This window comes from Arthrobacter sp. NPDC057388, assembly GCF_042668165.1.
Taxonomy (GTDB): domain Bacteria; phylum Actinomycetota; class Actinomycetes; order Actinomycetales; family Micrococcaceae; genus Arthrobacter.
In genome coordinates, this window is the sequence record NZ_JBHVBL010000006.1 from 92,601 (window position 1) to 117,211 (window position 24,611).

General features: G+C 67.2%; 20 protein-coding genes. 10 read left to right on the forward strand and 10 right to left on the reverse strand.

Annotated features, from left to right (window positions below; translation table 11 throughout):
• Window positions 1-7 precede the first annotated feature (7 nt).
• From ACFUTU_RS04900 to ACFUTU_RS04910, 3 genes are all read left to right on the forward strand, one after another.
• A complete protein-coding gene (locus ACFUTU_RS04900; protein WP_377961333.1) occupies window positions 8-535 on the forward strand; it encodes a flavin reductase family protein in 528 nt (175 codons plus the stop codon).
• A gap of 53 nt (window positions 536-588) precedes the next feature.
• Complete coding sequence (gene hpaB, locus ACFUTU_RS04905) at window positions 589-2,043, forward strand: 4-hydroxyphenylacetate 3-monooxygenase, oxygenase component (RefSeq protein WP_377961335.1); 1,455 nt, start codon at window positions 589-591, stop codon at window positions 2,041-2,043.
• A gap of 114 nt (window positions 2,044-2,157) precedes the next feature.
• Window positions 2,158-3,489, forward strand: coding sequence for an MFS transporter (locus ACFUTU_RS04910; protein ID WP_377961338.1), 1,332 nt, complete (start codon window positions 2,158-2,160; stop codon window positions 3,487-3,489).
• Window positions 3,490-3,502: 13 nt separating this feature from the next.
• Here the strand turns inward: ACFUTU_RS04910 and ACFUTU_RS04915 are convergent, their stop codons facing one another.
• From ACFUTU_RS04915 to ACFUTU_RS04925, 3 genes are all read right to left on the reverse strand, one after another.
• Entirely contained in the window at window positions 3,503-4,156 is a 654-nt protein-coding gene (locus ACFUTU_RS04915; RefSeq protein ID WP_377961340.1) for a phosphoribosyltransferase, read from the reverse strand.
• 75 nt (window positions 4,157-4,231) lie between these two features.
• Window positions 4,232-5,059, reverse strand: a complete 828-nt coding sequence (locus ACFUTU_RS04920; protein WP_377961454.1) for an alpha/beta fold hydrolase — start codon at window positions 5,057-5,059, stop codon at window positions 4,232-4,234.
• Window positions 5,060-5,180: 121 nt separating this feature from the next.
• Window positions 5,181-6,563 (reverse strand): amino acid permease, encoded by a 1,383-nt coding sequence (locus ACFUTU_RS04925; RefSeq protein WP_377961343.1) that lies wholly within the window; start codon window positions 6,561-6,563, stop codon window positions 5,181-5,183.
• A 207-nt stretch (window positions 6,564-6,770) separates the two neighbouring features.
• Between ACFUTU_RS04925 and ACFUTU_RS04930 the strand changes: the two genes are divergently transcribed.
• The 5 genes from ACFUTU_RS04930 to ACFUTU_RS04950 are packed head-to-tail and all read left to right on the forward strand — an operon-like array spanning window position 6,771 to window position 12,636.
• Window positions 6,771-7,481, forward strand: a complete 711-nt coding sequence (locus ACFUTU_RS04930; protein WP_377961346.1) for an NUDIX domain-containing protein — start codon at window positions 6,771-6,773, stop codon at window positions 7,479-7,481.
• Window positions 7,478-8,785: a quinolinate synthase NadA gene (nadA, locus tag ACFUTU_RS04935; protein WP_377961348.1), complete on the forward strand. Its 1,308-nt coding sequence runs from the start codon at window positions 7,478-7,480 to the stop codon at window positions 8,783-8,785. The genes ACFUTU_RS04930 and nadA overlap by 4 nt, the downstream gene beginning before the upstream one ends.
• Window positions 8,786-8,798: 13 nt before the next feature.
• Window positions 8,799-10,601: an L-aspartate oxidase gene (nadB, locus tag ACFUTU_RS04940; RefSeq protein WP_377961351.1), complete on the forward strand. Its 1,803-nt coding sequence runs from the start codon at window positions 8,799-8,801 to the stop codon at window positions 10,599-10,601.
• Window positions 10,594-11,466, forward strand: a complete 873-nt coding sequence (gene nadC / locus ACFUTU_RS04945; RefSeq protein ID WP_377961353.1) for a carboxylating nicotinate-nucleotide diphosphorylase — start codon at window positions 10,594-10,596, stop codon at window positions 11,464-11,466. Before nadB ends, nadC begins: the two co-directional genes overlap by 8 nt.
• A 6-nt stretch (window positions 11,467-11,472) precedes the next feature.
• Entirely contained in the window at window positions 11,473-12,636 is a 1,164-nt protein-coding gene (locus tag ACFUTU_RS04950) for a cysteine desulfurase family protein (RefSeq protein WP_377961356.1), read from the forward strand.
• Window positions 12,637-12,644: 8 nt separating this feature from the next.
• Here the strand turns inward: ACFUTU_RS04950 and ACFUTU_RS04955 are convergent, their stop codons facing one another.
• Both ACFUTU_RS04955 and ACFUTU_RS04960 read right to left on the reverse strand, forming a co-directional pair.
• Window positions 12,645-13,505 carry a fumarylacetoacetate hydrolase family protein gene (locus ACFUTU_RS04955; RefSeq protein WP_377961359.1) on the reverse strand — a complete coding sequence of 287 codons (861 nt, stop codon included), beginning with the start codon at window positions 13,503-13,505 and terminating at the stop codon, window positions 12,645-12,647.
• Window positions 13,506-13,551: 46 nt separating this feature from the next.
• Entirely contained in the window at window positions 13,552-14,214 is a 663-nt protein-coding gene (locus tag ACFUTU_RS04960) for a DUF1684 domain-containing protein (protein ID WP_377961361.1), read from the reverse strand.
• A 112-nt stretch (window positions 14,215-14,326) separates the two neighbouring features.
• Between ACFUTU_RS04960 and ACFUTU_RS04965 the strand changes: the two genes are divergently transcribed.
• Window positions 14,327-15,133, forward strand: a complete 807-nt coding sequence (locus ACFUTU_RS04965; RefSeq protein ID WP_377961364.1) for a hypothetical protein — start codon at window positions 14,327-14,329, stop codon at window positions 15,131-15,133.
• A 67-nt stretch (window positions 15,134-15,200) separates the two neighbouring features.
• Complete coding sequence (locus ACFUTU_RS04970) at window positions 15,201-16,007, forward strand: transglutaminase family protein (protein WP_377961366.1); 807 nt, start codon at window positions 15,201-15,203, stop codon at window positions 16,005-16,007.
• Window positions 16,008-16,010: 3 nt separating this feature from the next.
• On the opposite strand, the gene ACFUTU_RS04975 is transcribed toward ACFUTU_RS04970, so the two are convergent.
• The 5 genes from ACFUTU_RS04975 to ACFUTU_RS04995 all read right to left on the reverse strand — a co-directional run bounded on the left by ACFUTU_RS04975 (window position 16,011) and on the right by ACFUTU_RS04995 (window position 24,412).
• Window positions 16,011-16,508 (reverse strand): MarR family winged helix-turn-helix transcriptional regulator, encoded by a 498-nt coding sequence (locus ACFUTU_RS04975; protein ID WP_377961369.1) that lies wholly within the window; start codon window positions 16,506-16,508, stop codon window positions 16,011-16,013.
• On the reverse strand, window positions 16,505-17,668 hold the full coding sequence (locus ACFUTU_RS04980) for an LLM class flavin-dependent oxidoreductase (protein ID WP_377961372.1): 1,164 nt from the start codon (window positions 17,666-17,668) through the stop codon (window positions 16,505-16,507). The genes ACFUTU_RS04975 and ACFUTU_RS04980 overlap by 4 nt, the downstream gene beginning before the upstream one ends.
• Before the next feature lie 167 nt (window positions 17,669-17,835).
• Entirely contained in the window at window positions 17,836-21,054 is a 3,219-nt protein-coding gene (locus tag ACFUTU_RS04985) for an efflux RND transporter permease subunit (RefSeq protein ID WP_377961374.1), read from the reverse strand.
• A gap of 92 nt (window positions 21,055-21,146) precedes the next feature.
• Entirely contained in the window at window positions 21,147-22,652 is a 1,506-nt protein-coding gene (locus ACFUTU_RS04990; protein WP_377961377.1) for a malate:quinone oxidoreductase, read from the reverse strand.
• A 77-nt stretch (window positions 22,653-22,729) separates the two neighbouring features.
• Window positions 22,730-24,412: an ABC transporter substrate-binding protein gene (locus ACFUTU_RS04995; RefSeq protein WP_377961380.1), complete on the reverse strand. Its 1,683-nt coding sequence runs from the start codon at window positions 24,410-24,412 to the stop codon at window positions 22,730-22,732.
• Between the last annotated feature and the right edge of the window lie 199 nt (window positions 24,413-24,611).

Genomic DNA, 24,611 nt, shown 5'->3' on the forward strand with positions numbered 1-24,611 from the left:
AAGAAAGATGTCTCATTCGGCAGCTGGCCCCGACGTTCCGGGCAGGACCTCAATACCCCGCGACCACCGGTTCCGCGGCAGCCTCGGCCGGTTCGCCACGGGAGTCGCCATCGTCACCTTCGACGGCGTCACCAAGCGCCACGGCATCACCGTCAACTCCTTCACCTCCGTCTCCATGGATCCGCCACTGGTCCTGGCCAGCATCGCCCGCAGCGCGAAGGCCCACGACGAGCTGGCCGGCCGCCCCTTCACCGTCAACATCCTGGGAGCCGAACAGCGGCAGCTGGCCATGCACTTCGCGGGACGTCCGGGCCCGGAACCACGGTGGGTGGAAGGTGCCACAGCGCCCCGGCTCGCCGGGGTGCTCGCCTACTTTGAGTGCCGGCCCTGGGCGGCGTACGACGGCGGCGACCACACCCTTTATCTCGGCGAGGTGGTGGATTTCGACCACCGCAGCGGCGACGCGCTCGCGTTTGCCAACAGTGCCTTCACCACCATCCCGGAGAGCCAGCTGGGAATAGAAGACCTGCTGTAGGTGCCACTCTTCACCACCATCAACGGACAGTTCAACGACGACTGGAGGCAGCAATGGGCATCAGGACCGGCCAGCAGTACCTGGACAAACTCAATGCGATGACGCCGCACATTGCCATCGACGGTGAAGTGGTCAGGGGGAAAGTCGCTGAACACCCCGCCTTCCGCAACGTTGCCCGGCAGTACGCGAAACTGTTCGACATGCAGCACGACCAGCGGTACAGGGACGCGCTGACCTACACCTCGCCCACGACGGGTGACCCGGTCAACGCGTCCTTCCTCGTGCCCCGGACCATCGAGGACCTGCAGCACCGGCGCCGGGCCACCTCTACCTGGGCCGAGGAGAGCAACGGGTTCCTTGGCCGTACAGGCGACTATATGAACTCCGCACTCACTGCTTTGGCCGCTGCCGGGAAGTGGTTCTCCCAGGCGGATCCCAAGTTTGCCGACAACATCAGCAACTATTATGAGCGGGCCCGCGAAAACGACCTGCTGGCAACCCACACGCTGATCCCGCCGCAGGTGAACAGGTCTGTCTCCGGTTCGGAGCAGCTGGGCGGCCAGCTAACAGCGCATGTGGTGGAAGAGCGCGACGGCGGCATCGTGGTCCGCGGCGCGCGCATGCTCGCCACAATCGCGCCCATCGCCGATGAGCTGCTGGTTTTTCCGTCCACGGTGCTGCGCGGCACGCCGGAGGATGCCCCGTATTCCTTTGCATTCGCCATTCCCAATGACGCGCCCGGGCTGCGCTATCTTTGCCGGACCTCGCTGTACAACGGCGGAAGCATCCACGACGAACCGCTCGCGTCCCGTTATGAGGAGATGGACGCCGTCGCCGTCTTTGACGATGTCTTCGTTCCCGGTGACCGCATCTTCATGCTCGGCAACCCTCAGCTCTGTAACTCGTTCTACGCCGATACAGGCGCCGGCGCCCTGATGACCCATCAGGTTGTCACCAGGACCATCGCCAAGAGCGAGTTCTTCCTGGGCCTGGCCTCCGAACTCGCCGATTCGATCGGCATCGACGGATTCCAGCACATCCAGGAGGACATCGCCGAACTGATCATCGACGTCGAAATAGGCAAGGCCCTGGTCCGGGCTTCGGAGGCGGACGCCAAACCCAACGAGGCCGGCGTGATGCTGCCCAAGTGGGCGACGCTCAACGCTGCCCGCAACTGGTACCCGAAGATGGCGCAGCGCTTCCCGCAGATCATCCGGAAGTTCTCGGCGTCGGGCCTGATGGCCCTGCCCGGCGAAGCGGACGTCAACGGCGAGGCCAGGGCGGACATCGACCTGTACCTGCAGGGAAAGACCCTGACGGGGCCTGAGCGGGTCCGGCTGTTCAAGCTCGCATTCGACGCCTCGATTTCAGGTTTCTCGGGCCGGCAGTCCCTCTATGAATACTTCTTCTTCGGTGACCCCGTCCGGATGGCGGGGGCGCTGGTCAACACCTATGACCGTGAGCCGGTGCGGGCGCGCCTGCGTGAATTCCTGCAGCGAACCGACTGAAAGGGTGCGCCACATCACACTTTCATAGTATCCTTCCACCAACTGACCGTTCGATCAGTAAATCGGGCGGCACCCACCTCGGGCAGTAGCACTGCCCCCAGCCACGGAGTTCCAATGACCGCAACTTCACACGTCGATTCAGAGGCGGGCCCCAGCAGCAAGCGCGAGGAACGCAAAGTCCTCGCCGGCACCCTGGTGGGCACAACCATCGAGTGGTACGACTTCTTCATCTTCGCCCAGCTGACCGCAACGCTGCTGTCGCCACTGTTCCTGGCACCGTTGAACGCATCCAACCCCGGCCTGGCGCAGATCCTCTCCTTTGCGCTGATCGGCATCAGCTTCCTGTTCCGCCCCCTCGGCGCCATCATTGCCGGGCACTTGGGCGACCGGCTGGGGCGCAAGGCGATGCTGGTGTTCACCCTGATCATGATGGGAGCCGCCACGGCACTGATCGGCATGCTGCCCACGTATGCCCAGATCGGATTCTGGGCGCCGGTGCTGCTGATCACGCTCCGCGTCGTCCAGGGCTTTTCCGCGGGCGGTGAATGGGGCGGGGCGGCCCTGATGGCGGTGGAGCACGCCCCGAGGAGCAGGCGCGGGCTGTTCGGTGCCTACCCGCAGATCGGCGTTCCCGTGGGCATGATCCTGGCCACCGGGCTGCTGTTCTTCCTCAACACCAGCATGTCCAGGGAAGACTTCGCCTCGTGGGGCTGGCGAGTACCCTTCCTGCTGTCCATCGTCCTGATCGTTGTGGGGTACCTGATCCGGCGCGCCGTGGGTGAGAGCCCGGTCTTCAAGGAAATGACTGCCCGTAAGGCCGAAAGCAAGGCGCCGCTGGGCGAGCTCATCCGCCATCACAAAAAGCCTGTGCTCTACTCCACCCTGATCTTCATCGGCAACAACGCCGCCGGCTACCTCCTGATTGCCTTCTTCATCGCCTACGCCACGAGGACACTGAAGATGCCCACGCCGCAGATTCTGCTGGCCACGACGCTCGCATCGTTCGGCTGGCTGATCTTCACCCTGGTGGGCGGCTGGCTCTCGGACAAGATTGGCCGGGTCAAGACCTTCCTGACCGGCTACGCGATCGTTTTTGCGTGGATGATCCCGATGTTCGCTCTTATCGACACAAAGGACATCGTCCTCTACGGGGTGGCGCTGTTCGTCCTCACGGTGGGCCTGGGCCTGTCCTACGGACCCATGTCCGCCATGTACGCGGAGATGTTCCCGGCCAATGTGCGGTACTCCGGCATCTCGATCGGCTACGCCTTCGGTGCCATCCTGGGCGGTGCCTTCGCCGCCACGATTGCCGAGTCACTGCTGCAGGCCACCAAGTGGGCCGGCTCCATCGGCATCTACATCATGATTCTGTGCGTCATTTCGGGCGTCGGCGTGATTTTGGCGAAGGAGACGCGGGGCCGCCCGCTGGGCATCAGCCGGCACTGACCCGGGGCGGGCACTAAATGCGGGCGCCCTGGAGCAGCGCGATTGCGTCCTCGTCGCTCAGCTGCTCGAAGTGCCGGTAGAAAGCTCCCACGGCACGGAACCTGCCCGGCAAGTGAAGGCAGAGGACATTGCAGACCCGGGACAATGACTTCTCCGCCTCGATCGAACCGACAGGCGCGGCGGCCACCACGGTTGCCGCGCCTGCCATCCGCACGGCCTCGACCGCAGCGCGCATGGTGGCCCCCGTCGCCAGTCCGTCGTCCACGAGCAGGGCTGTCTTGCCGTTGAGGTCGGGGTGAACTGCCGGGTAGCTTTCGGCGCGGCGAAGCAGTTCGGTCCGTTCCCGGTTCTCCACCTGGTCGAGCCACTCCTGCCGCACGCCGTCGTCCAGAATCCGCTCCACGAGGGGCCGGTTGAGAAGACGGACGACCCTTCCGCCCGAGTAGGCCAGCGCGCCGTACGCGGTTTCCTCATGGCCGGGGATGCCCAGCTTGCGGACCAGCAGGGCGCCGAAGGGCAGGCGCAGGACGCCAGCCGCGGCGACGGCCACCGGGATGCCGCCACGGGCCAGGCCCAGCACCACGGTGTCCGGGCGCTCGCGGAATTGCGGAAGGGCGGCCGCCAGCTGCCGGCCGGCGTCGTCCCGGTCCTCAAAAACCATGCCCATGGGTTCCTCTTCCGGTATCTCCGCCCCTGATAACCAGCCTACGCCCGTCGGCTCCGGCGGGAGCCGGAATGTTCCCTAACTGCTGAGGAACGAGATGGCCGCCTGCTTGAAGGCCCGGCTGGTGATGGCGTTGGTGTGTGTGCGCCCGGGCAGCACCAGCTGCTCGGCCTTGGAACCGGCGTTCAGTGCCAGCTCGGCCAGCTGCGGCATGGATGCGGCGCGTTCATCGTTTTCGCCGGCCACCAGGAGCACCGGCATGTGCGGCACGGCCTCGGCGGGGTCGTACGGTTCACCCTTGATGGCCTCCACGAGGGAGAGCAGGGCGAAGATGTTGTTGCTCGGCAGTGCCTGCGCCATGCTGAGGAGCCCTGCCGTGGAGGCATCCGGAATGGGCGTGCCGTCGGCCAGGTAGCGCTGGGCCGCCACGAGGTCGAAGGCGGCCAGCGGGTCGGCGATGTTCGGGCCGCCCAGGACCAGCCGGTGAACCAGCTCGGGCTGGGTGGCGCCGAACTCCCAGGCGAGCCGGGAACCGAGGGAATAGCCGATCACGTCCAGCCCGCTGGCGGGGTCGCCCTCGCGCAGTGGCCGGGCGCCGGCGTCAAACGCGATCTGCAGGAGGTCCGCCCGGATCCGGCTCGGCGAGTAGGAGTCCATGTCCTCGGGCGCGCCGCTCCGGCCGTGGCCGGGAAGGTCGACGGTGATGACCCGGCGGCCCGCCTCAAGCAGCGCCGGGATCCAGCCGGTGTCCTCCCAGTTCAGCTTGCTGGACGCGGAGAAGCCGTGAATGAGGAGGATGGGGCGGAGCCCGGCGTCGTTCCGGGGATCGTGCACCTCGACGTAAAGCTGCGGGTCGGTGCCCTCGACCGTGTGGGAATGCTGTTCGCCGGTGTGTCTGCCGCTCATCGCCTCAGTCCTCGTCAAGTCTCAGTCCTTGTCTGATGCAGGGCTCGCCGGGACTGCTTCATCGCCGGTCCGCCGTGGATGGGCACCACTCTACCCGCCGGCGGACCGGCCAAATCCACGGCTAGCGGAGCCGGGCGCGCCGCGATGCGGCGATCCGGGCCCCGGCCCAGCAGGCGGCGGCAATCCCGGCAATCAGCAGGAACGTACTGACCAGCTGGATGCGGCTGCTCTCGGCACTGAAGCCCACCGCAAACACCAGTCCCAGCAGGACGAGGCCGAACACCGTGAGCCCCGGAAAGCCCTTCATCCGCAGCGGCAGGGCAGTGCCGTCCCGGTCTGCCCGCCGACGCAGGATGAGCTGCGAGACCAGCGCGGAACCCCAGACCACGAGGCACGTTGACCCGACGAGCTGGAAAAGTGCAGGCAGGATGCGCTCCGGGAAGAGCAGTTCCAGGACCGTGGCGATGAATCCGAATGCCACGGAAACCCCGACGGCGAGCATCGGCACCCCTGCGCCGCTGAGCCGGGACAGGAAGCCGGGGGCCTCGCCCCGCTCCGCGAGTGAGAACACCATGCGCGAGGCCCCGTACAGGTTGGCGTTCAGGGCGGACAGAAGTGCGACGACGGCCACCAGGGTAATTGCCGTGGCGGCACCCGGGATGCGGGCGGCGTCCAGGACGCCGGCAAACGGCGAGGACAGGGCCTCCGAGGTGGCCGGAAGAACGGCAGCGATCACGAAGACGGAGCCGATGTAGAAGACCAGGATCCGCCAGACGACGGTGCGGATGGCCCTGGTGACGCTGTGCCCGGGGTCTTCGGTTTCCGCGGCTGCGACACTCACGATTTCCGTGCCGCCGAACGCGAAAATCACCACGAACAGGGCGGTGGCGATGCCGCCCAGTCCGGCCGGCGCGAAGTCGCCGGCGATGTTGGCCAGCCCCGGGGATGCCACGTCCGGCAGGAGGCCGAGGAGCAGCGCCCCGCCGATGGCGAGGAACAGGATGATGGCGGTCACCTTGAGGATGGCAAACCAGAACTCGAACTCGCCGAAGTTCTTCACGCCGGCAAGGTTTATGCCGGTGAACACCACCATGAAAACGAGGGAGAGTGCCCAGACCGGCACCACCGGCCAGACCGAAAACAGCAGCCCGGCGGCGCCGAGCGCTTCAGCGGCGATGACCACCACCAGCTGCAGCCACCACAGCCAGCCCACGGTTGCCCCGGCGGTCTTGCCCAGGGCACGTTCGGCATAAACGGAGAAGGCGCCGCTGTTGGGGTTGGCCGCCGCCATTTCGCCGAGTGCCCACATGACCAGGATGATGAGTGTGCCGGCCACCAGGTAGGAAACCAGGACCGCTGGCCCGGCCGCCTGGACGCCCGCTCCGGAACCCAGGAAGAGCCCGGCGCCGATGGCGCTGCCCAGCCCCATCATGGTGAGCTGGCGGGGCTTCATGCTGTGGCGGAGCTGGACTGGGGCTCGCTCTGCTGTGGACTTCATCGTCATGCTGCGTACCTTCTTGGGGTAGGGGAAGTGGTTCTTTTGGGACCTTTCGAATTTACACCCAACTTCCCGCGCTGAAGTCCGCAACATTTTGCATCCCGGGCAGCGCGCCGTAGAATCAGTTCAGGTCAACTTGACCATAACTAATCCAGGCGGGTTCCCTGCAAGTCATGCAGGGGCCGGCCAAGCGCAGCGAAGCGGGTGATCACCGTGTACACCACCTCAGCCAACGTGGCCGAGCGGCAGTCCGCGCCGCCGTCGCTCGCTATTTCCACGGTGATTTTCGCCCTCCGGCCCAGCGAGTCGTCCGGCCGGCCGACGCTCTGGCTGCCCCTGGTCCGCCGGATCCGCGAGCCGTTCAAGGGCCTGTGGGCACTGCCCGGCGGGCCGCTGACCCATTCGGAGTCGCTGCAGGACGCCGCGTCGCGGAACCTGCGGGAAACCACCGGGCTGGCACCCAGCTACCTCGAGCAGCTCTACGCCTTCGGCGGCCTGCACCGCTCGCCGACCCAGCGCGTGGTCTCCATCGTGTACTGGGCGCTGGTCCAGCCCACGGAAGCCGCCCTGGCGGACGAGTCAGAGAATGTCCGGTGGTTCCGCGCCGACAAGCTCGGCACCCTGGCCTTCGACCACAACGGGATCGTGGACTATGCCCTGTGGCGCCTGCGGAACAAGCTGGCTTACGGCTCCATCGCCTACCACTTCCTGGGCGAGTACTTCACCCTCGCCCAGGTCCGCGAGGTCTACGAGGCCGTGCTGGACACGCAACTGGACCCCGCCAACTTCCGCCGGCAGATCAAGGCGACGCCGGAGATCGAAGAAACCGGTGAATACCTCCAGGGCGGCAAGCACCGCCCGCCGCGTCTTTACCGATTTACCGGCCGTCCCGGCCTCGACCCAGATAACAGGAGCACCCCATGAGCAGCGTCAACACTGCCATCCAGCTGATCACGCGTGAACAGGCCGAGAAGGCCACTGCAGCCGGTGCCGGCAGCACCTGCAGTTCGGCGCTTGCCCAGGGCCCCTGGGAGTATGACCTCGCCGAAGCCCTCGCCGGTGTTCCGGCCTATGGCCCCGGGGCTTCCAGCGCCGACGTCGCGCCCGCCTCCACGCCGCGCCAGGGACAGCTTCCCGAGGAGTACAAGCTGGCCAGCGAAGCCGAGCTCGATGCCCGGATCCGCGCTGCCAAGGCGGCCCTCGGCGACCGCGCCGTCATCCTGGGCCACTTCTACCAGCGTGACGAGGTTGTCCAGTACGCCGACTTCGTGGGCGACTCCTTCCAGCTGGCCAACGCCGCCCTGACCCGGCCCGAGGCCGAGGCGATCGTGTTCTGCGGCGTGCACTTCATGGCCGAAACCGCCGACACCCTCTCGAAGCCGGAGCAGGCTGTCATCCTGCCCAACCTCGCCGCCGGCTGCTCGATGGCGGACATGGCCGATGCCGACTCCGTGGAGGAATGCTGGGAACAGCTTGAGGAGATCTTCGGCACCGAGCCCGACGCCGGGGGCCGGGTTCCGGTCATTCCCGTCACCTACATGAACTCCTCCGCCGCGCTGAAGGCCTTCTGCGGCCGGAACGGCGGCATCGTCTGCACGTCCTCCAACGCCAAGACCGTCCTGGAGTGGGCCTTCGAACGCGGCCAGCGCGTCCTGTTCTTCCCGGACCAGCACCTCGGCCGGAACACGGCCAAGGCGCTGGGCGTGCCGCTCGAACAGATGCCCATGTGGAACCCGCGCAAGGAACTTGGCGGCAACAGTGAACAGGCCCTGCTGGATTCCCGCGTCATCCTCTGGCACGGATTCTGCTCGGTCCACAAGCGCTTCAGCGTGGCCCAGATCGAGAAGGCCCGGGCAGACTTCCCCGGCGTCAACGTCATTGTGCACCCCGAATGCCCCATGGAAGTAGTGGACGCCGCCGACTCCGCCGGGTCCACCGACTTCATCCAGAAGGCCATTGCGGCAGCCACCGAGCCCACGGTCTTCGCCATCGGCACCGAGATCAACATGGTGAACCGTTTGGCGGCACAGTACCCGCAGCACACCATCTTCTGCCTGGACCCCGTGATCTGCCCGTGCAGCACCATGTACCGGATCCACCCCGGTTACCTGGCCTGGGTCCTCGAGGAGCTCGTCGCCGGCCGGGTGGTCAACCGCATCACCGTCGACGACGACGTGCAGCAGGATGCCAGGACGGCACTTGAGCGCATGCTCGCCGCCAAGCCCTAACAGAGAGCCCGCCATGACCTTCCCCAGCGAAAACGGAACGGCACGCCGTCGGCTTGCCGTCGTCGGCAGCGGCATCGCCGGCCTCTACGCCGCCCTGCTCGCGGCGGAGGCAGGCGCCGAGGTGGTGCTGCTGACCAAGGGGGCGCCCGCGGAGAGCAACACGTACTTCGCCCAGGGCGGCATTTCCGCCGTCCTGGACGAGCCGTCCCCCGGTGACACCGTGGCCGCCCACATCGCCGACACGCTGAAGGCCGGTGCCGGGCACTGCAACCCGGCGGCCGTCCGCGTCCTGTGCACCGAGGCGCGCCGGGACATCGCCGCGCTGGGACGCTTCGGCGTCCGCTTCGACCTGGACGACGACGGCGACCCCGCCTTGGGTCTTGAGGCAGCCCACTCGGCGCCGCGGATTCTGCACGCCGGTGGCGACGCCACCGGCGCCGGGATAGCCAACGCCCTGATCTGCGCCGTGCTGGCCGCACAGGCCGCGGGCAGCATCCGGCTGCTGGGCCACGCCACCGTCACCGCCCTCCTGCAGCAGGGACGGAGGGTCACGGGTGTTGAGTACCTGCAGGACGGACGGGCTTTCAGCATCCAGGCAGACGCCGTCCTGCTGGCAACCGGCGGGGCAGGCCAGCTGTTCGCCCAGACCACGAACCCGTCCGTTGCCACCGCGGACGGGCTGGCCCTCGCCTGGCGCGCCGGTGCGGCAGTCGCGGACCTGGAGTTCTTCCAGTTCCATCCGACGTGCCTCGTGCGGCTGGATGGCGGAGCAGGGACCGGGCACGGCCCGGACCCGCTGCTGATCTCCGAGGCCGTCCGCGGCGAGGGAGCCATCCTCGTTGATGCGCACGGCCACCGTTTCCTTCACGGTTACCACCCCGACGGCGAACTCGCCCCGCGCGATGTGGTGTCCCGCAGCATCGCCCTGCACCTGGCCGCGCTCGGCGACCCCAACGGGCACGTCTACCTCGACGCCCGGGGACTCGAGGATGCCAGGGGAGCGGGCTTCCTGGCGAAGCGCTTCCCGACCCTCACGCAACGCACCCGTGAGGCCGGCATTGACTGGACCCGCGACCTGGTTCCCGTCGCCCCCGCCGCGCACTACTGGATGGGCGGCGTCTCCACCGACCTGCACGGCCGCACCACCGTCCCCGGGCTCTTCGCTGCCGGCGAAGTCGCCTGCACCGGAGTCCAGGGCGCCAACCGGCTGGCCAGCAATTCGCTCCTCGAAGGGCTGGTTTTCGGGCGGCGGGCTGTCGAGGCGTTCCTTGGTGACCTGGCCCCCGTTCCGTCTCCCAACGGCACCCCTCCGCGTGCTGTCTCGGCCGCTAGCGGCCTCCCCTTGACGCACGCTTCCGGGGCACCGTTGGTCGACTCGGAGTGGACGGCTGCCACCGCGGCCGTACTGCCCGTTACCGAGAAGGCGCCGAATAGTTCCGGAGGGCGATCGGAGACGTCCGATGCTGTAACAGGCGAGTTTTCGCGTAGCGCCCTGCGGCGGCTGATGACTGCCAAGGCCGGGGTGCTGCGCAGCGGCGAGCTGCTGCGGGAGGCCGGAACCACGCTTGCCGGGTGGTTCGAAGATGTGTGTCCGGAAGCCGCGCCGGAGTCGGCCGACCCGCGGGCCCACGAGGATGCCAACCTGCTGCTCGCAGCCCAGCTGCTGGTCCACGCCGCCCGCGAACGCACCGGGTCACTGGGTGCGCATTACCGGGACGACGGCCTGCGGGATCCGGTCCTGAGCCTGGGCGAGCGTCCCGGCACCCTTGACGAAGAATTCAGATTGAGCCCGAAAGCGAGCCTTGTCCATGACTAGTCTGACCCTCCCCGCAGCACCCGTCCGCGAGATCCTGGAGCGGGCCTTTGCGGAGGACGCGCCCAGCGGCGACATCACCTCGCAGCTGCTGATCCCGGCAGAGGCCCAGGCCACCGCGGTCCTTAACGCCCGCGTCCCGGGAGTCTTCAGCGGAGGCAGCGTGTTCCGCGACGCGATGCTGATGGTTGACCCGGACACGCAGGTGGAGCTGCTCGTGGCAGACGGCGAGGCATTCGCCGCCGGAACCAAGCTGGCACGGGTCACCGGCCGGGCGCGCAGCGTGCTGCTGGCCGAGCGGGTCGGCCTAAACCTGGCGCAGCGGATGAGCGCCATCGCCACCAGGACCGCTGAATTCGTGGCCCTGACCACCGGCACCAAGGCCCGCATCACGGACACCCGCAAAACCACCCCGGGCCTGCGCGTCCTGGAACGGTACGCCGTCCGGTGCGGCGGCGGCGCCAACCACCGCTACAGCCTGTCCGATGCCGTGCTGGCCAAGGACAACCACCTGGCGGTCATGACCGGGGGAGACCCTGCCCGGCTGACCGAGCTTCTGGCTGGTGCGAAGGCGCAACTGGGACACACCACGCACTTCGAGGTGGAGGTGGACAGCGCCGACCAGATCGAACCCGTCCTGGCCGCGGGCGTGGACACCATCATGCTGGACAACTTCAGCCTCGAGGAACTCCGCGCCGGGGTTCGGCAGGTCGCCGGCCGGGCCGTGGTGGAGGCCAGCGGCAACGTCAACCTCCGCACCGTGGCTGACATCGCCGCCGCAGGCGTGGACGTTATCTCCGTCGGTGCCCTGACGCACAGCGTCACTGCCCTGGACCTCGGCCTCGACGTCGAACTGACAGTGGGGTAACACGCCATGATTTTCCTGGACGCCGCAGCCACAACACCGGTGCGCCGTGAAGTGCTGGAGGCCATGTGGCCCTACCTCACCGGCGAATTCGGCAACCCGTCAAGCCACCACTCGCTCGGTGACTCGGCCGCGCGGGCGCTGGCGGATGCCCGGAAGACCGTCGCCGCGGTGCTGGGCTGCCGGCCGGGGGAGATCACCTTCACTGCGGGCGGCACGGAGGCGGACAACCTCGCCGTCAAGGGGATCGCCCTGGCGCGGCAGGCCGCGGACCCGGCACTGAACCGGGTGGTGATCAGCGCCGTCGAGCATCCTGCCGTGGAAGAGTCCGCACGGTACCTTGAGCGCTTCCACGGCTTCACCGTGGACGTGGTGCCGGTCGACGGGCACGGAACAGTCACCCCGGCGGCGCTGGCCGCGGTGCTGCGCGACGGAACCGCGCTGGTCAGCATCATGTACGCCAACAACGAGGTGGGCACTGTCCAGCCCGTGGCCGAACTCGCCGCCCTGGCGCGGGGGCGGGGGATCCCCTTCCACACCGACGCCGTCCAGGCCGCCGGCTGGCTGCCGCTGGATGTGCGGGCACTCGGCGTGGACGCGCTGAGCATCTCCGGGCACAAGCTGGGGGCGCCCAAAGGCAACGGGGTCCTGTTCGTCCGGGGCCGGACCCGTGTCGAGCCCCTTGTGCACGGGGGCGGCCAGGAACGGGGTCGCCGCTCCGGGACCGAAAACGTTGCAGGCGCCGTCGCCCTGGCCACCGCCCTCACCCTGGCGCACGCCGACCAGCCCGCGCTCGCCGCACGCGTCACGGGCCTCCGCGACCAATTCATCACCGCAGTACTGGACAGCGTCCCCGGAGCGCTGCTGACCGGACATCCGTCCGAGCGGCTTCCGTCAGTGGCGTCGTTCTGCTTTCCGGGCACCAGCGGGGAGTCCGTACTGCTGGAACTTGAGCGCCAGGGCGTGGTCTGCTCCAGCGGCTCGGCCTGCGCGGCCGGATCGGATGCCCCGTCGCCGGTGCTGGTGGCCCTTGGCATCAAGGCGGAGGTGGCCCAGACCGCCGTGCGCTTCAGCTTTGATTCGTCGGTGACCGCGGCGGATCTGGAGGCTGCCGCCGCGGCCGTGGCGGCCGCCGTCGGAAGTGTCCGGAACCTGGGCCTGATGGCGGGTTAGGACGCCGGTCAGCCGGCGGCGCTGACAGGGTTGGTGAGTTCCCCGATTCCGCCCACCCGGCAGGTGACGGTGTCGCCGGGGCGGATGCCGGCGCTGGCCGCCGGGAAGCCGGTGAGCACCAGGTCGCCGGGGTGCAGGGTCATGAACGAGGTCAGGTAGACGAGAATCTCGTCCACCTTCCAGCCCAGGCCCGCCGTGCTTGCCGCAGGCAGTGCGCTGCCGTTATGGACGACGCCGACGGGCAAGTCCGCGTGGTCCAGCCCGGTGACGATCCAGGGCCCGGCCGGCGTGAAGGTGTCCTGGCTTTTGGCACTGAGCCAAAGCTCGTCCGACTTTTGCAGCTTCCGTGCGGTGACGTCGTTGGCGATGGTGTGGCCCAGAACCGCCGTGTGTGCGGTCTCGAGGGTCAGCTTTTTGGCTGTCCGGCCAATCACGACGGCCAGTTCCGCCTCCGGCTCCACCAGCCCGATTCCGGCCGGCAGTTCAATCGCCTCGCCCGGCCCGATCACGCTCGTCGCCGCTTTGTGGAAGGCCTGCGGCGGAAGGTCCCTGCCGGCCTGCCCGGTGTTGTGCGCCATCCCCAGGACGTTGGCCGGCACGCTGGGCGCCAGGAACGTGAAACTGTCCTCGGAGACCCTGGCGCCGGACTCCCATCCCGGGCGGTGGTTGCTGGCGGCGTTGGCCCGTGAACCCGGGAAGGGCGAGTCCACCACGGTCCAGGTCCGTCCGGCGTCGCCAGCGAAGTCCACGGCATCATTAGCCACGAAGAACTGCTCCGGCAGCGGGGCTGTGCCGGGGTCCGGGGACAGGGCAGATACAGGGGCAAGGGGCCGGACGCGGGCGATCCGCCGCTGGAGGGGTGGGGTCATTCAGCCATCGTATGTGCGGGGCGGAGCGGCCGGGAACTGCGTGACGTCAGTACAGCTCGCCCACGGGGATCTCCACCGCCAGCCGGTTGGCAGGCCCCGCGAGCGGGCAGGCCCAGGCCTCGTTGTAGGCGCACGAGGGGTTGTAGGCGAAATTGAAATCAAGCACGTACTGCGCCTCGTCCCCGGAACCGCGGACGCCGTGGAACGCCCCCTTGATGGTGTCCAGGAGGTAGCGGCCGGCGCCGTAGCTTCCGCCGGGCTGTCCGGCGGTGGCGTCGCGGAACGGCACGAAGATCCCGCCGCCGTAGCCCTGCAGCTTCCACACGGCCAGCTGCCCCATCTCGGGCAGGTCGAATGTTCCCAGCCGCACAAACCTGACCAGGCCGTCCGTCCCGGTTTCGACAGCCATCGCCTGGCCCGCGCCCTCCTTCGTCAAGGGGACGTAGAACCGGTAGACGGGATCGTAGTCCGCAGTCTTGAGTCCGTAGAAGGACGCCTTGGCCTCATCCGTCAGGGCCGATGCCGGGTGCGTGCCGAACATGCGGTCGCGCTCCTGCCGCCAGTAGGCATGCGCCTCGGCGGGGCTGTCCGCGGCGATTTTCCGCACGGTGTCGTACAGGGCGAACGTCCGCAGCCGCCAGTCGGCAATGTCGACGGCGGACATGCGCGCCAGGGTCTGTTCCGCTGCGTCCAGCTCATGTTCGGCCATGATCACAGCCTATTGCTTATTCCTTGGGGGTGTTGCCGCTCGGCCCGGCCGCCGGGCGAAACGCTGGCCGGCCACCTGCGGGTGGGCCAGTCGTCCCGGCTAGGCTGGAGCCATGACAGGGATCACGGCCTCTGGACGCAGGGGCATCGCCGCCGTCGTGCTGCTGACGGCGGGACTGATGACCGGCTGCGGCAGCGACAGCAAGGGTGGGCCGGCCTGGACGGCGGAACCCGGTACCAGCCCGGCCGGCGGTGCGGCATCAGGTTCGGCCGGTCCCTCCGGAACCGCATCGGGCAGTGCACCGGAGACGCCCGCTGCCTCCGCTACTGCCGGTGCCACCGCGGCCGCGTGGAAGGTCTACACCGACCCCGCGAAGACCGTGAGCTTCGAGCTTCCGCAGGACTGGATCGCCCAGTCCGTGGAACCTGACAAGGGAACCCTTCCCGGCGCTGTGAAAATCGAAGTCAAGGACGCGGAAGGCACCTATCTGGCCACCCTCCAGACGGGCCTGCCCAACACCACTGCAGCGAGCTGTGCGGCATCGGCACGCAAGGCGTACGTCGTCGTCAGCAGTGTCCCGGTGGAGCTGCCGCACAGCGGCGGGGAGGGGACCATTGACCCGCACGTGGTGTTCCGGGTGATCCAGGGTTACCGCTACTTTGGCTCCTACGGCATCACCAACCTGGTGGGCGGCGCCGACTCCAAGGCCTGCCAGCTGCAGAATGTGGTGCAGGGGCTGCCGGGCAAGGGGAATTACTCCTTCAGTGACGTGCGCTCGCTGAAGGCGTTCGCGCCGGACGAAAAGGTGGCCCCGGCCAAGGCCTTCGACACGCTCGACCAGGCCGCCGGCTACGTCAACAAGGGCTCCGAATTCGCGAACGTCCAGCGGATGCTAATGTCTCTGGAGATCAAGAACTAGTCCCGCTGCGCTCCGGCACACCCCGCCCGCAGCCGCGGTTCACTGACGCCTCACACCCCGGAGACCCATGGAACGAACTGTTGCTGCCCGCCTGGTATTTAAGACCGTGGCCGACACCAAGGTGGCGATGGCCATTTCCGTGGCGAGGAACCCCGGCTATACGTCCTTTGAGGAAGACCTCCGCGTGACGGCGGACGGGGAGCAGGTTCCGTTGACTGAGCTTTCGGACCATCACGGCGGCAGGTTCCACTACATGGAGTTTGCCGATCCCACGGAAGTCACCGTGGATTACTCCGCGACTGTCGGGGGCCGGGCAGAGCCTGCCGAAGCCTCGCTGATGGAACTGATCCGGTACGTCCGGCCCAGCCGGTACGCGGAGTCCGACCGGCTGCTTCCCACCTCCTACGCCGAGTTCGGGGGACTCCAGGGCGAGGAGCTCCTGCAGGCCGTGCGCAACTGGGTGTTCAGCGAGCTGCGGTATGTCAGCGGCTCATCCCGGGGAACGGACGGGGCCGTGGAGACCCTCCTGCACCGGAGGGGGGTCTGCCGGGACTATGCACACCTGGCGATCTCGCTGCTCCGCGCCAAGAACGTGCCCGCCCGGCTCGCGGCCGTGTACGCCCCGGGGCTTTCCCCGATGGATTTCCACGCTGTCGCTGAGGCCCATGTGAACGGCGCCTGGCACGTGATCGACCCCACCGGACTGGCTCCCCGGGAGGCCATGCTGCGCATCACGGCGGGGCGCGACTCCTCCGATACCGCGTTCCTGTCCACCGTGGGCGGAAGCCTGACCCTCAAGGAGATCCGTGTGTCCGCGACTGTAAACGGTGACCTCCCGGCGGAGGACCCGGACAAGCTGGCCGTTATCCGCTGACTGCTAACGGGACGGCAGCGACGCCCGCAGCTTCTCCGTGAGCCGCAGCAGTTCCCGCTGCTCCGCCGCCGTCAGGGCGGGGTCAACGAGCTCGGCGATGTCCCGCACGTGCTCCCGGCCGATTTCCTTCTGCAGCGCGGCGCCCTCCTCAGTGAGCTTGAGCAGCACGCCGCGGCCGTCGTCCGGGGCCGGCGTGCGTTCCACCAGGCCGCGTTTCTCCAGCCGGTCTACCAGCCTGCTGAGGCTGGACTGGCTCAGCAGCACGTTGTCGTTCAGCTCATTCAGCCGCAGCCAGCCGGAGGGGCACCGCGACAGGGTGAACAGCACGTCGTACTCGTTCACGGCCAGGTTGCGGAAGGCCGGCCCGGACTGCAGCCGGCGCATCACGGCCACCTGCGCCCGGAACAGCGACTCCCAGGTTTCGGCGGCCAGCCGGACCGTAGACACGGACCGCCCGGACGCCGACCCTCCCGATGAGGCCGGGGCGTTCCGGGGTGTCATCGTGACTCCGCTGGGGTACCGGCGGCGGCGGCGGCGGTGTCCTGGCCGATCCCGGCGGCAGTTCCCTCACGCGCACCGCCCTCGGCGGCGATCCGGGCGGCAACGCGTCCGGCGTGCGTGGGCGGAGCCGGGATGTGCTTCGGTGTGCGGTCGGCGTACTCCTTGCGCAGGACCGGCAGCACCTCCTCGCCGAACAGGTCCAGCTGCTCAAGGACCGTCTTCAGCGGCAGGCCCGCGTGGTCGATCAGGAACAGCTGGCGCTGGTAGTCGCCGAAGAACTCGCGGAAGGTGAGGGTCTTCTCGATGACCTCCTGCGGGCTGCCGACGGTCAGCGGCGTCTGCGACGTGAAGTCCTCCAGGGACGGGCCGTGGCCGTAGACGGGGGCGTTGTCGAAGTACGGCCGGAATTCCCGGACGGCGTCCTGGGAGTTCTTCCGCATGAAGAACTGTCCGCCGAGACCCACGATCGCCTGGTCAGCCTTGCCGTGGCCGTAGTGCTCGTAGCGCTCCCGGTAGAGGCCGATCAGCTGCTGGTAGTGCTCCTTGGGCCAGAAGATGTTGTTGGCGAAGAACCCGTCGCCGTAGTACGCCGCCACTTCGGCGATCTGGGGGGTGCGGATGGAGCCGTGCCACACGAAGGGGGCCACGCCGTCGAGCGGGCGCGGGGTGGAGGTGAAGTTCTGCAGCGGCGTGCGGAACTTTCCGGACCAGTTGACGGTGTCCTCATCCCACAGCTTGCGCAGCAGGCTGTAGTTCTCGATGGCGAGTTCGATCCCGTCCTGGATGTTCTTGCCGAACCACGGGTAGACCGGCGCCGTGTTGCCGCGGCCCAGCACCAGGTCGACGCGGCCGTCGGCGAGGTGCTGGAGCATCGCGAAGTCCTCGGCGATCTTGACCGGATCGTTCGTGGTGATCAGGGTGGTGGCCGTGGACAGCGTGATGCGCTCGGTCTGGGCGGCGATGTACGCGAGTGTCGTGGTGGGGGAGGAGGAGAAGAACGGGCGGTTGTGGTGCTCGCCGAGGGCGTAGACGTCCATGCCGATCTCTTCGACCTTCTTGGCGATTGCCACGGAGGCTTTGATGCGCTCGTGCTCCGTGGGGGTCCGGCCCGTGGTGGGGTCCTGGGTGATGTCGCTGACGCTGAATACGCCGATCTGCATGATGAGCCTTCCGTTCGCCGAAGTTGTTCGGGACTGTAGTTAACAGTGTACCGATTTACATGTATTTGCATGTACCCACCTCAACGTCCCCGGCGTCAGGATATTCCCGCCCTTCCGAACTGCTACCCAGACGGTGCCCAAGCTGCTGTGCCGACGGCGGGAGGGCGCTAGTCGGGGGAGCCGGGGGCGGCGCGGCGGCCGCTGAGCTTGGGCACCATGCCCGTGGTCCAGTCGGCGAACTCGGCGTCCACATCGTCATCCGCCGGGGAGAAACCGGGCCGTTCCTTAAGCTGGCGCAGGAGCTCCTTTTTCTCCTTCCGCCCCTCCACCAGCCGGTACAGCACGGGGACCAGCACCAGGGTGAGCGCCGTGGAGGAGACCAGGCCGCCGATCACCACGATGGCCAGCGGCTGGGAGATGAACCCGCCGCCGCCCGTCAGGCCGAGAGCCATCGGGGTGAGCGCGAAGACCGTGGCCAGCGCGGTCATCAGGATGGGGCGGAGCCTCTGCCGGGCGCCGTGGGTGATGGCCTCGGCGACGCTCATCCCCGGCTTGCCGCCGCGCGGAGTCCTGTACTGGTTGATCAGGTCGATCAGCACGATCGCGTTGGTTACCACGATGCCCACGAGCATCAGCATGCCGATCAGCGACGGCAGCCCCAGCGGCACCCGTGTCACCAGCAGCAGACCCACGGCGCCGGTGGCGGCGAACGGCACCGAAACGAGGAGGATCAGTGGCTGCACCAGGGATTTGAAGGTGGCAACCATGATCACGTAGACGATGGCGATGGCGGCCAGCAGCGCCAGGCCGAGCTGCCGGAACGATTCCGCCTGCTGTGTGGTGGCGCCGCCGATCGCCGCGGTTACCCCGGCCGGAAGGTCCACGGATTTCAGGCGCTGCTGCACCTCGGCGCTGACGGCGCCCAGGTTGGATCCCGACGGCGTGATGGACACTTGCGCTGTGCGCTGCCCGTTGCTCGAGGTAATGGAGACGGGGACGTCCACCTGTTCGACGTCGGCAATCTGGCTGAGGGGGACCGCTCCGGACGCTGTCGGAAGCGGGATGTCCCGCACGGCGGAGATGCTGGTGAAACGTTTGCCTTCCCCGATCTGGACCGGGAAGTCGTCCGTGTCGATCCGGACGGTGCCCGCAGGGACGGGGCTGATGGTGGATGCCAGGACGCCTGCCACCTGTTCTTCCGTGAGGCCGGCGGCAACGGCCTTGGCCCGGTCAACCTTCACCTGGACCACGGGCTGGCTGGCCGCCAGGTTGGTGGTTACCTCGCTGCTTCCGGGGACTCCGGTCATGGCCTTGACCATGGCGTCGCTGGCTTTCCTCAGGTCACCGGAGGTGGCTGCCTTGAGGGTGATGTCCACGGTGGAGGACGTGCCGAAGCCTCCCTGCTGTGAACCCACGGAGATCTTGCCCTGAACGTTCGCCGCCGCCAGTTTGCTGCGGACCGTGTCCTGCAGTTTGCCCTGGTTCGCCTTCTCGTCCGTCACAACCGTGAAGGAGGAATTGGAGGCACCCGAGGACGTCAGCGCGGTGAAGCCCGCCTGCGCATTGCCGGAGGTGACCTGGACGTCCTTGATCCCGTCGATGTCCAGGAGTACATCCTCGACCTTCCGGGCTGCGGCGCTGGTGTCGTCGAGGCTGGTTCCGGCGGGCAGTTCCTGCTTGACCGTCATGCTGTTCTCCCCGGACCGGCCCAGCAGGTCGGTGGCGAGCAGCGGTGTCATGGCGGCGGTGCCGCCGAGGACCAGGACCGCGGCGATCAGCGTGATGACCGGGTGCTTCTGGGTCTTGTTCAGCACGGGAAGGTAGCCGCGCTGGAGCAGACTGCGCTGGTCGGCCTCGTGGGCCTGGGCCTGGACTTCCCGGGCACTGCGCGGGACGTCCCCGGCAGCCCCGCTGGCTGGGCTCTTCAGGAACCAGTAGGCAAGCACGGGGACGATGGTCAGGGACACCAGGAGCGAGGAGAGCAGGGCGATGGTGACCGTCAGCGCGAACGGACGGAACAGTTCGCCCGCGAGCTCGCCCACAAAGGCGATCGGGAGGAAGACAGCCACGGTGGTCAGCGTGGAAGCGGTGATGGCGCCGGCCACTTCACGGATGGAGGTGAGGATGGCAGTGAGTTTGGCTTCGCCGTAGCTCAGGTGCCGCTTGATGTTCTCGATCACCACGATGGAGTCGTCCACCACCCGGCCGATCGCGATGGTCAGGGCACCGAGGGTGAGGATGTTCAGTGAATACCCTGTGCCGGACAGGCCGATAAACGTGATCAGCAGCGACAGCGGAATGGATACTGCGGTGACCAGGGTGGACCGGACGGACATGAGGAAGAGGAGAATGACGGCCACGGCGAAACCGAGGCCCAGGAGACCCTCCGTGGTGAGGTCCTTGATCGATTTCTCGATGAAGGGCGCCTGGTCGAACACGGGAGTGAACTTGGCGTTTGAACCAAGCTCCGCCTCCAGCTGCGGCAGCAGGTCCTTGACCGCGTGCGAGATCGCCACGGTGTCGCCCTCGGGCTTCTTGGTCACGGATATGGCCAGCGTTTCCAGGCCGTTCGTCCGGGTGATCGACGTGCGCTGGTCGTCCTTGATGCTGACGTCTGCCACAGATCCGATGGTGGTGCCTGCGTCCGCCGCGCTGAGCGGCAGCGCCTTTACGGCGGCGACCGAATCGACGGGACTGCCGATCTGCAGGGACAGGCTTTGGCCCTTCTCCTCAATCGTGCCTGCCGGAACAAGGTCGCCGTTGTTGGTCAGGGCGTCCCGGAGCGACTGGATGCTGGCCCCGCCGGCAGCCATCCTGGCCGGATCCGGCTTGATGAGGATGTGCCGGCTGGCGCCGCCGGTCACGTCGGCACCCCGGACGCCGTCGAGCTTTTGCAGTCTTGGTACCGACAGCCGCTGGAGGTCCGTATTCAGCTCGCTCAGTTCCTTGTCAGAGGAAACGGCGAGGAAGACGATCGGGAAGTCGCTGATGCTCCCGGCGATGGCCTGGGGCTGGACGTCATCGGGGAGCGTGCGCTTCGCGTTGGAAATGGCCCGGTCGATCTGGTTCCGGGCACGGTCCAGGTTCGAGCCGTAGGTGAAGACGAGGCTGATCTGCGAGACGCCGTTGCGGGAGGTGGACGAGGTCGATTCCAGGCCCTCTACGCCGTTCAGCGCAGTCTCCAGCGGCCGGCTGACCTGCTTGTCCACCACCTCGGGTGACGCCCCCGGCATCGACGTGATCACCGTGATCCGCGGAAACTCAATCGAGGGAATGAGTTCCTGCTTCAGCGAGGACATGGTGATCACGCCGAACACCGAGGCAAAGATGGTGATCAGCGCGATGAGCGCGCGGTTCCCGAGGGAAAGATGGGCCAGCCGGAACATCGCATGATCTCCTGGGTTGACGGTCTAATTGACTTCGGTGGAGCCTGCCGCAACCCGTGCCGGGTTGGCCCCGGAAGGTTAGCGCCGGAAGGTCAACGCTGGACTGCGGGCGCGGTTTCCAGCTGGAGGCTCTTGGCGGTGGCCTTCTCGAGTTCGGCCGCCAGCTCCGGATTTTCGTTGAGCTTGACGCCGTAGCCCGGCATCATTTCCTTGAGCTTGGACTGCCAGCCCTTGAAGTTCTTGGGGAAGGACTTCTGCAGGAGCTCGATCATGATGGGCACGGCCGTGGACGCCCCCGGCGAGGCGCCGAGGAGGGCGCCGATGGAACCGTCGCGGGCGGCGATCACCTCGGTGCCGAACTGCAGGACACCGCCCTTCTTCGGATCCTTCTTGATGATCTGCACACGCTGGCCGGCGGTGATGAGTTCCCAGTCGCCGTCCTTGGCCTCGGGGTAGTACTCGCGCAGGGCCTCGACCTTGTCACTGTGGCGCTTGGCCACCTCCTTGACCAGATAGGCAGTCAGGTCCATGTTGTCCTTGGCCACGGCGAGCATCGGGATGATGTTGCTGGGCCGGATGGACAGCGGGAGGTCAAGGTAGCTTCCGTTCTTCAGGAAGTTCGTTGAGAAGCCGGCGTAGGGGCCGAACAGCAGGGACCGCTTGCCGTTGACATAACGGGTGTCCAGGTGCGGCACGGACATGGGCGGTGCGCCGACCGAGGCCTGGCCGTAGACCTTGGCGTTGTGCTGGGAGGCGAGGGCGGGGTCCGTGCACCGGAAGAACTGGCCGGAGACGGGGAACCCGCCGAAGCCCTTGCTTTCCGGGATGCCGGAGGCCTGAAGCAGGTGGAGCGCCCCGCCGCCCGCGCCGACGAAGACAAACTTGGCCCGGATGCTGCTGCGCTCCCCGGAAGCCGGGTGCTTGAGCGAAAGGTCCCAGCCGCCGTCGGATGCCCGGCGGACGTCGGTGACGTCGTGGCCGTAGTTGATTTCCACGCCGTTGTTGGCGAGGTAGCCGGTCAGTTCGCGGGTCAGGGCGCCGAAGTCGACGTCGGTGCCCTCAGCCGCGCGGGTGGCGGCGACGCGCTGCTTGGTGTCGCGGCCCTTGACGATCAGCGGCGCCCACTTGGCGATCTGTGCGAAGTCCTCGGAGTACTCCATGCTCCGGAACAGGGTGTGCTCCTTGAGCGCGTTGTACCGGGTCTTAAGGAAGTTGGAGTTGTCGTCGCCGATGACGAAGCTCATGTGCGGAACGGTGTTGATGAAACCCTTGGGCGAGCCGATCAGGGAGTTGTCCACCAGGTGGGACCAGAACTGGCGGGACAGCTGGTACTGCTCGTTGATGTGCAGTGCCTTGGCGGGGTTGACCGAGCCGTCTTTGGCTGCGGGGGAGTAGTTAAGCTCACACAGTGCTGCATGTCCGGTACCGGCGTTGTTCCACGGTCCCGAGCTCTCCAGGCCGGCCTCGTCAAGCCTTTCGAACAGGGAGATGGTCCAGTTGGGTTCGAGCTGCTTGATGAACGCACCCAGTGTGGCGCTCATGATGCCGCCGCCAATAAGAACGACGTCGGCATGTTGGGTCTTGGAAATGAAGGTCACAATCAGTCTCCGATAGGCGGCTCTGGCTGTCACAGAATATCCCCGCACGGCCCACTAACTGAAATTGGCCCCCGGCGTCAAGGCCTCAGCTGGACCTTGGTGAAAACTTCATTTAATACCGGCGAGGCGGGATAGCTGACGACCCGGTCGGACAGGGCCAGAGCAGAGATCGGAAACGCGATGGGGACGGCAGGCAGGGACTCTGCAATCTGGGCATTGATGGTCTGGTACTGCTGCGTGCGCTCCTGGCCGTCCGGGAGGCCGCGGGCACGGTCAATCTTGGAAAATACCTGCGGGTCCTGGTAGCCGAACTCACCGTTCTTCTCGCCGAAAAGCGGGGCGAGGAAGTTGTCCGCGTCGGCGTAGGAACCGTTCCAGCCGAGCAGGTGCAGGGCGTGGTCGCCGGGGTTCTGCACCTTTTGCAGGTAGCCGTCCGTCCAGTCGACGGGGACGGGTTTGATGTTGAGGCCGACTGCGGTGAGCTGGCGGCTGATTTCCGCGTAGACCTTCTCCGGGGTGGGCAGGTATGGACGGGTGGCGTTCAAGGGGTAGTAGAACTTCAGCGGCTGGCCCTTGTAGCCGGCTTCTGCCAGGAGTTCCCTGGCCTTGGCGGGATCGTGACCCAGTGCAGGTGCGTTGTTGTTGAACCCGCTGAGCTTGGGCGGCACAAACTGTGAGGCCTGGGCCGTGTTGTCAATGAAGAACCGCCTGATCAGGGTGTCCTTGTCGATGGCGAGCTCGATCGCCTGGCGGACCTTGAGGTCCTTCAGTACCGGTATGTCCTGGTTCATGCCCAGATACATCACCGAGAACGGGTCCCGCTGGATGATCTGCATGCCGCGCTTGACCAGCTGGTCGAAGTTGCCCACCGTCACGGCGTCATAGCCGTCAATCCTGCCGTCCAAAAGGGCCTGCAGCCGCAGTTGCGGGTGGTCGTAGGTGACGAACCGGAGCGTGGCGATTTGCCCGAGGGTGCCCCAGTACTCCTTGTTGGCCACGAGGGTGACGCCCGCGCTGTCCCACGCGGAGAAGCGGAAGGGGCCGGTACCCACGGGGTGTGTGGCATAGGCGGACACTGCCTGGCTGCCGCGGCGCAGGCTGAGCTGGTCCGCCTTGCCGGCAGCGAGTGCCCTGGGGGAGGAGATGGCGAAAGCGGGGAGCGTCAGGGCCTGAAGGAAGCCGGTGAAGCGTTCAGTGAGGCTGATCCGTACCCGCAGGGCCGACAGGGCCGTGCAGGATTTGAAGACAGACAGCGCAGCATGGTCGGCGTGCTCCCTGAAGACCCCTTTGAAGCTCGTTCCCGGAGCCTGCTTCCGCAGCGCCGCCGGAAACTTGAACCAGCGCTCGAAGTTGGTGCAGACGGCGTCGGCGTTGAATGGGGAGCCGTCGTGGAACTTGATTCCCGGGCGAAGGGTGAAGGTGTACGACATGCCGTCAGGCGATTCCGTCCACTCCGTCGCCAGCAGCGGCGTGGGTTCTCCGGTTGTCTGGTCAACGCCCACGAGCCCTTCCAGGACCTGCCGGGTGATCCGCGTCGATTCGGCGTCGTTGGCAAGTGCGGGATCCAGTCCCAGAGGCTGCGAGGCCGTTCCGAACGTGAACGATTCGGAGGGGGCGGCGGGGGATGCCGTTGTGGCGGTGCTCGCCGCCGCGGACGACGGCGTGGGCCCGGCTTCGCTTGTGCACGAGGTGAGGGACAGGCCCAGGAACACGGCGCCGGCCTTGATGGCCGTACGGCGCGGGATACTGCTGCTGGGCACTCGATTACCACCTCTGGACTGCTGGGGTGCACTGGGCGGCTGCTTGCCCGGCACCCAGTCTAATTGACGGATCGCCGGCCTCCGCCTTATGCGTGAGCGGGGACACGAAAAGGGGCACGGACACGTAAAAGGCATGAAGCCGCGAAGGGCACGCAAAAGCCGGGGGCCGAATTCGGTTCGGACCCCGGCCTTCAGTTGC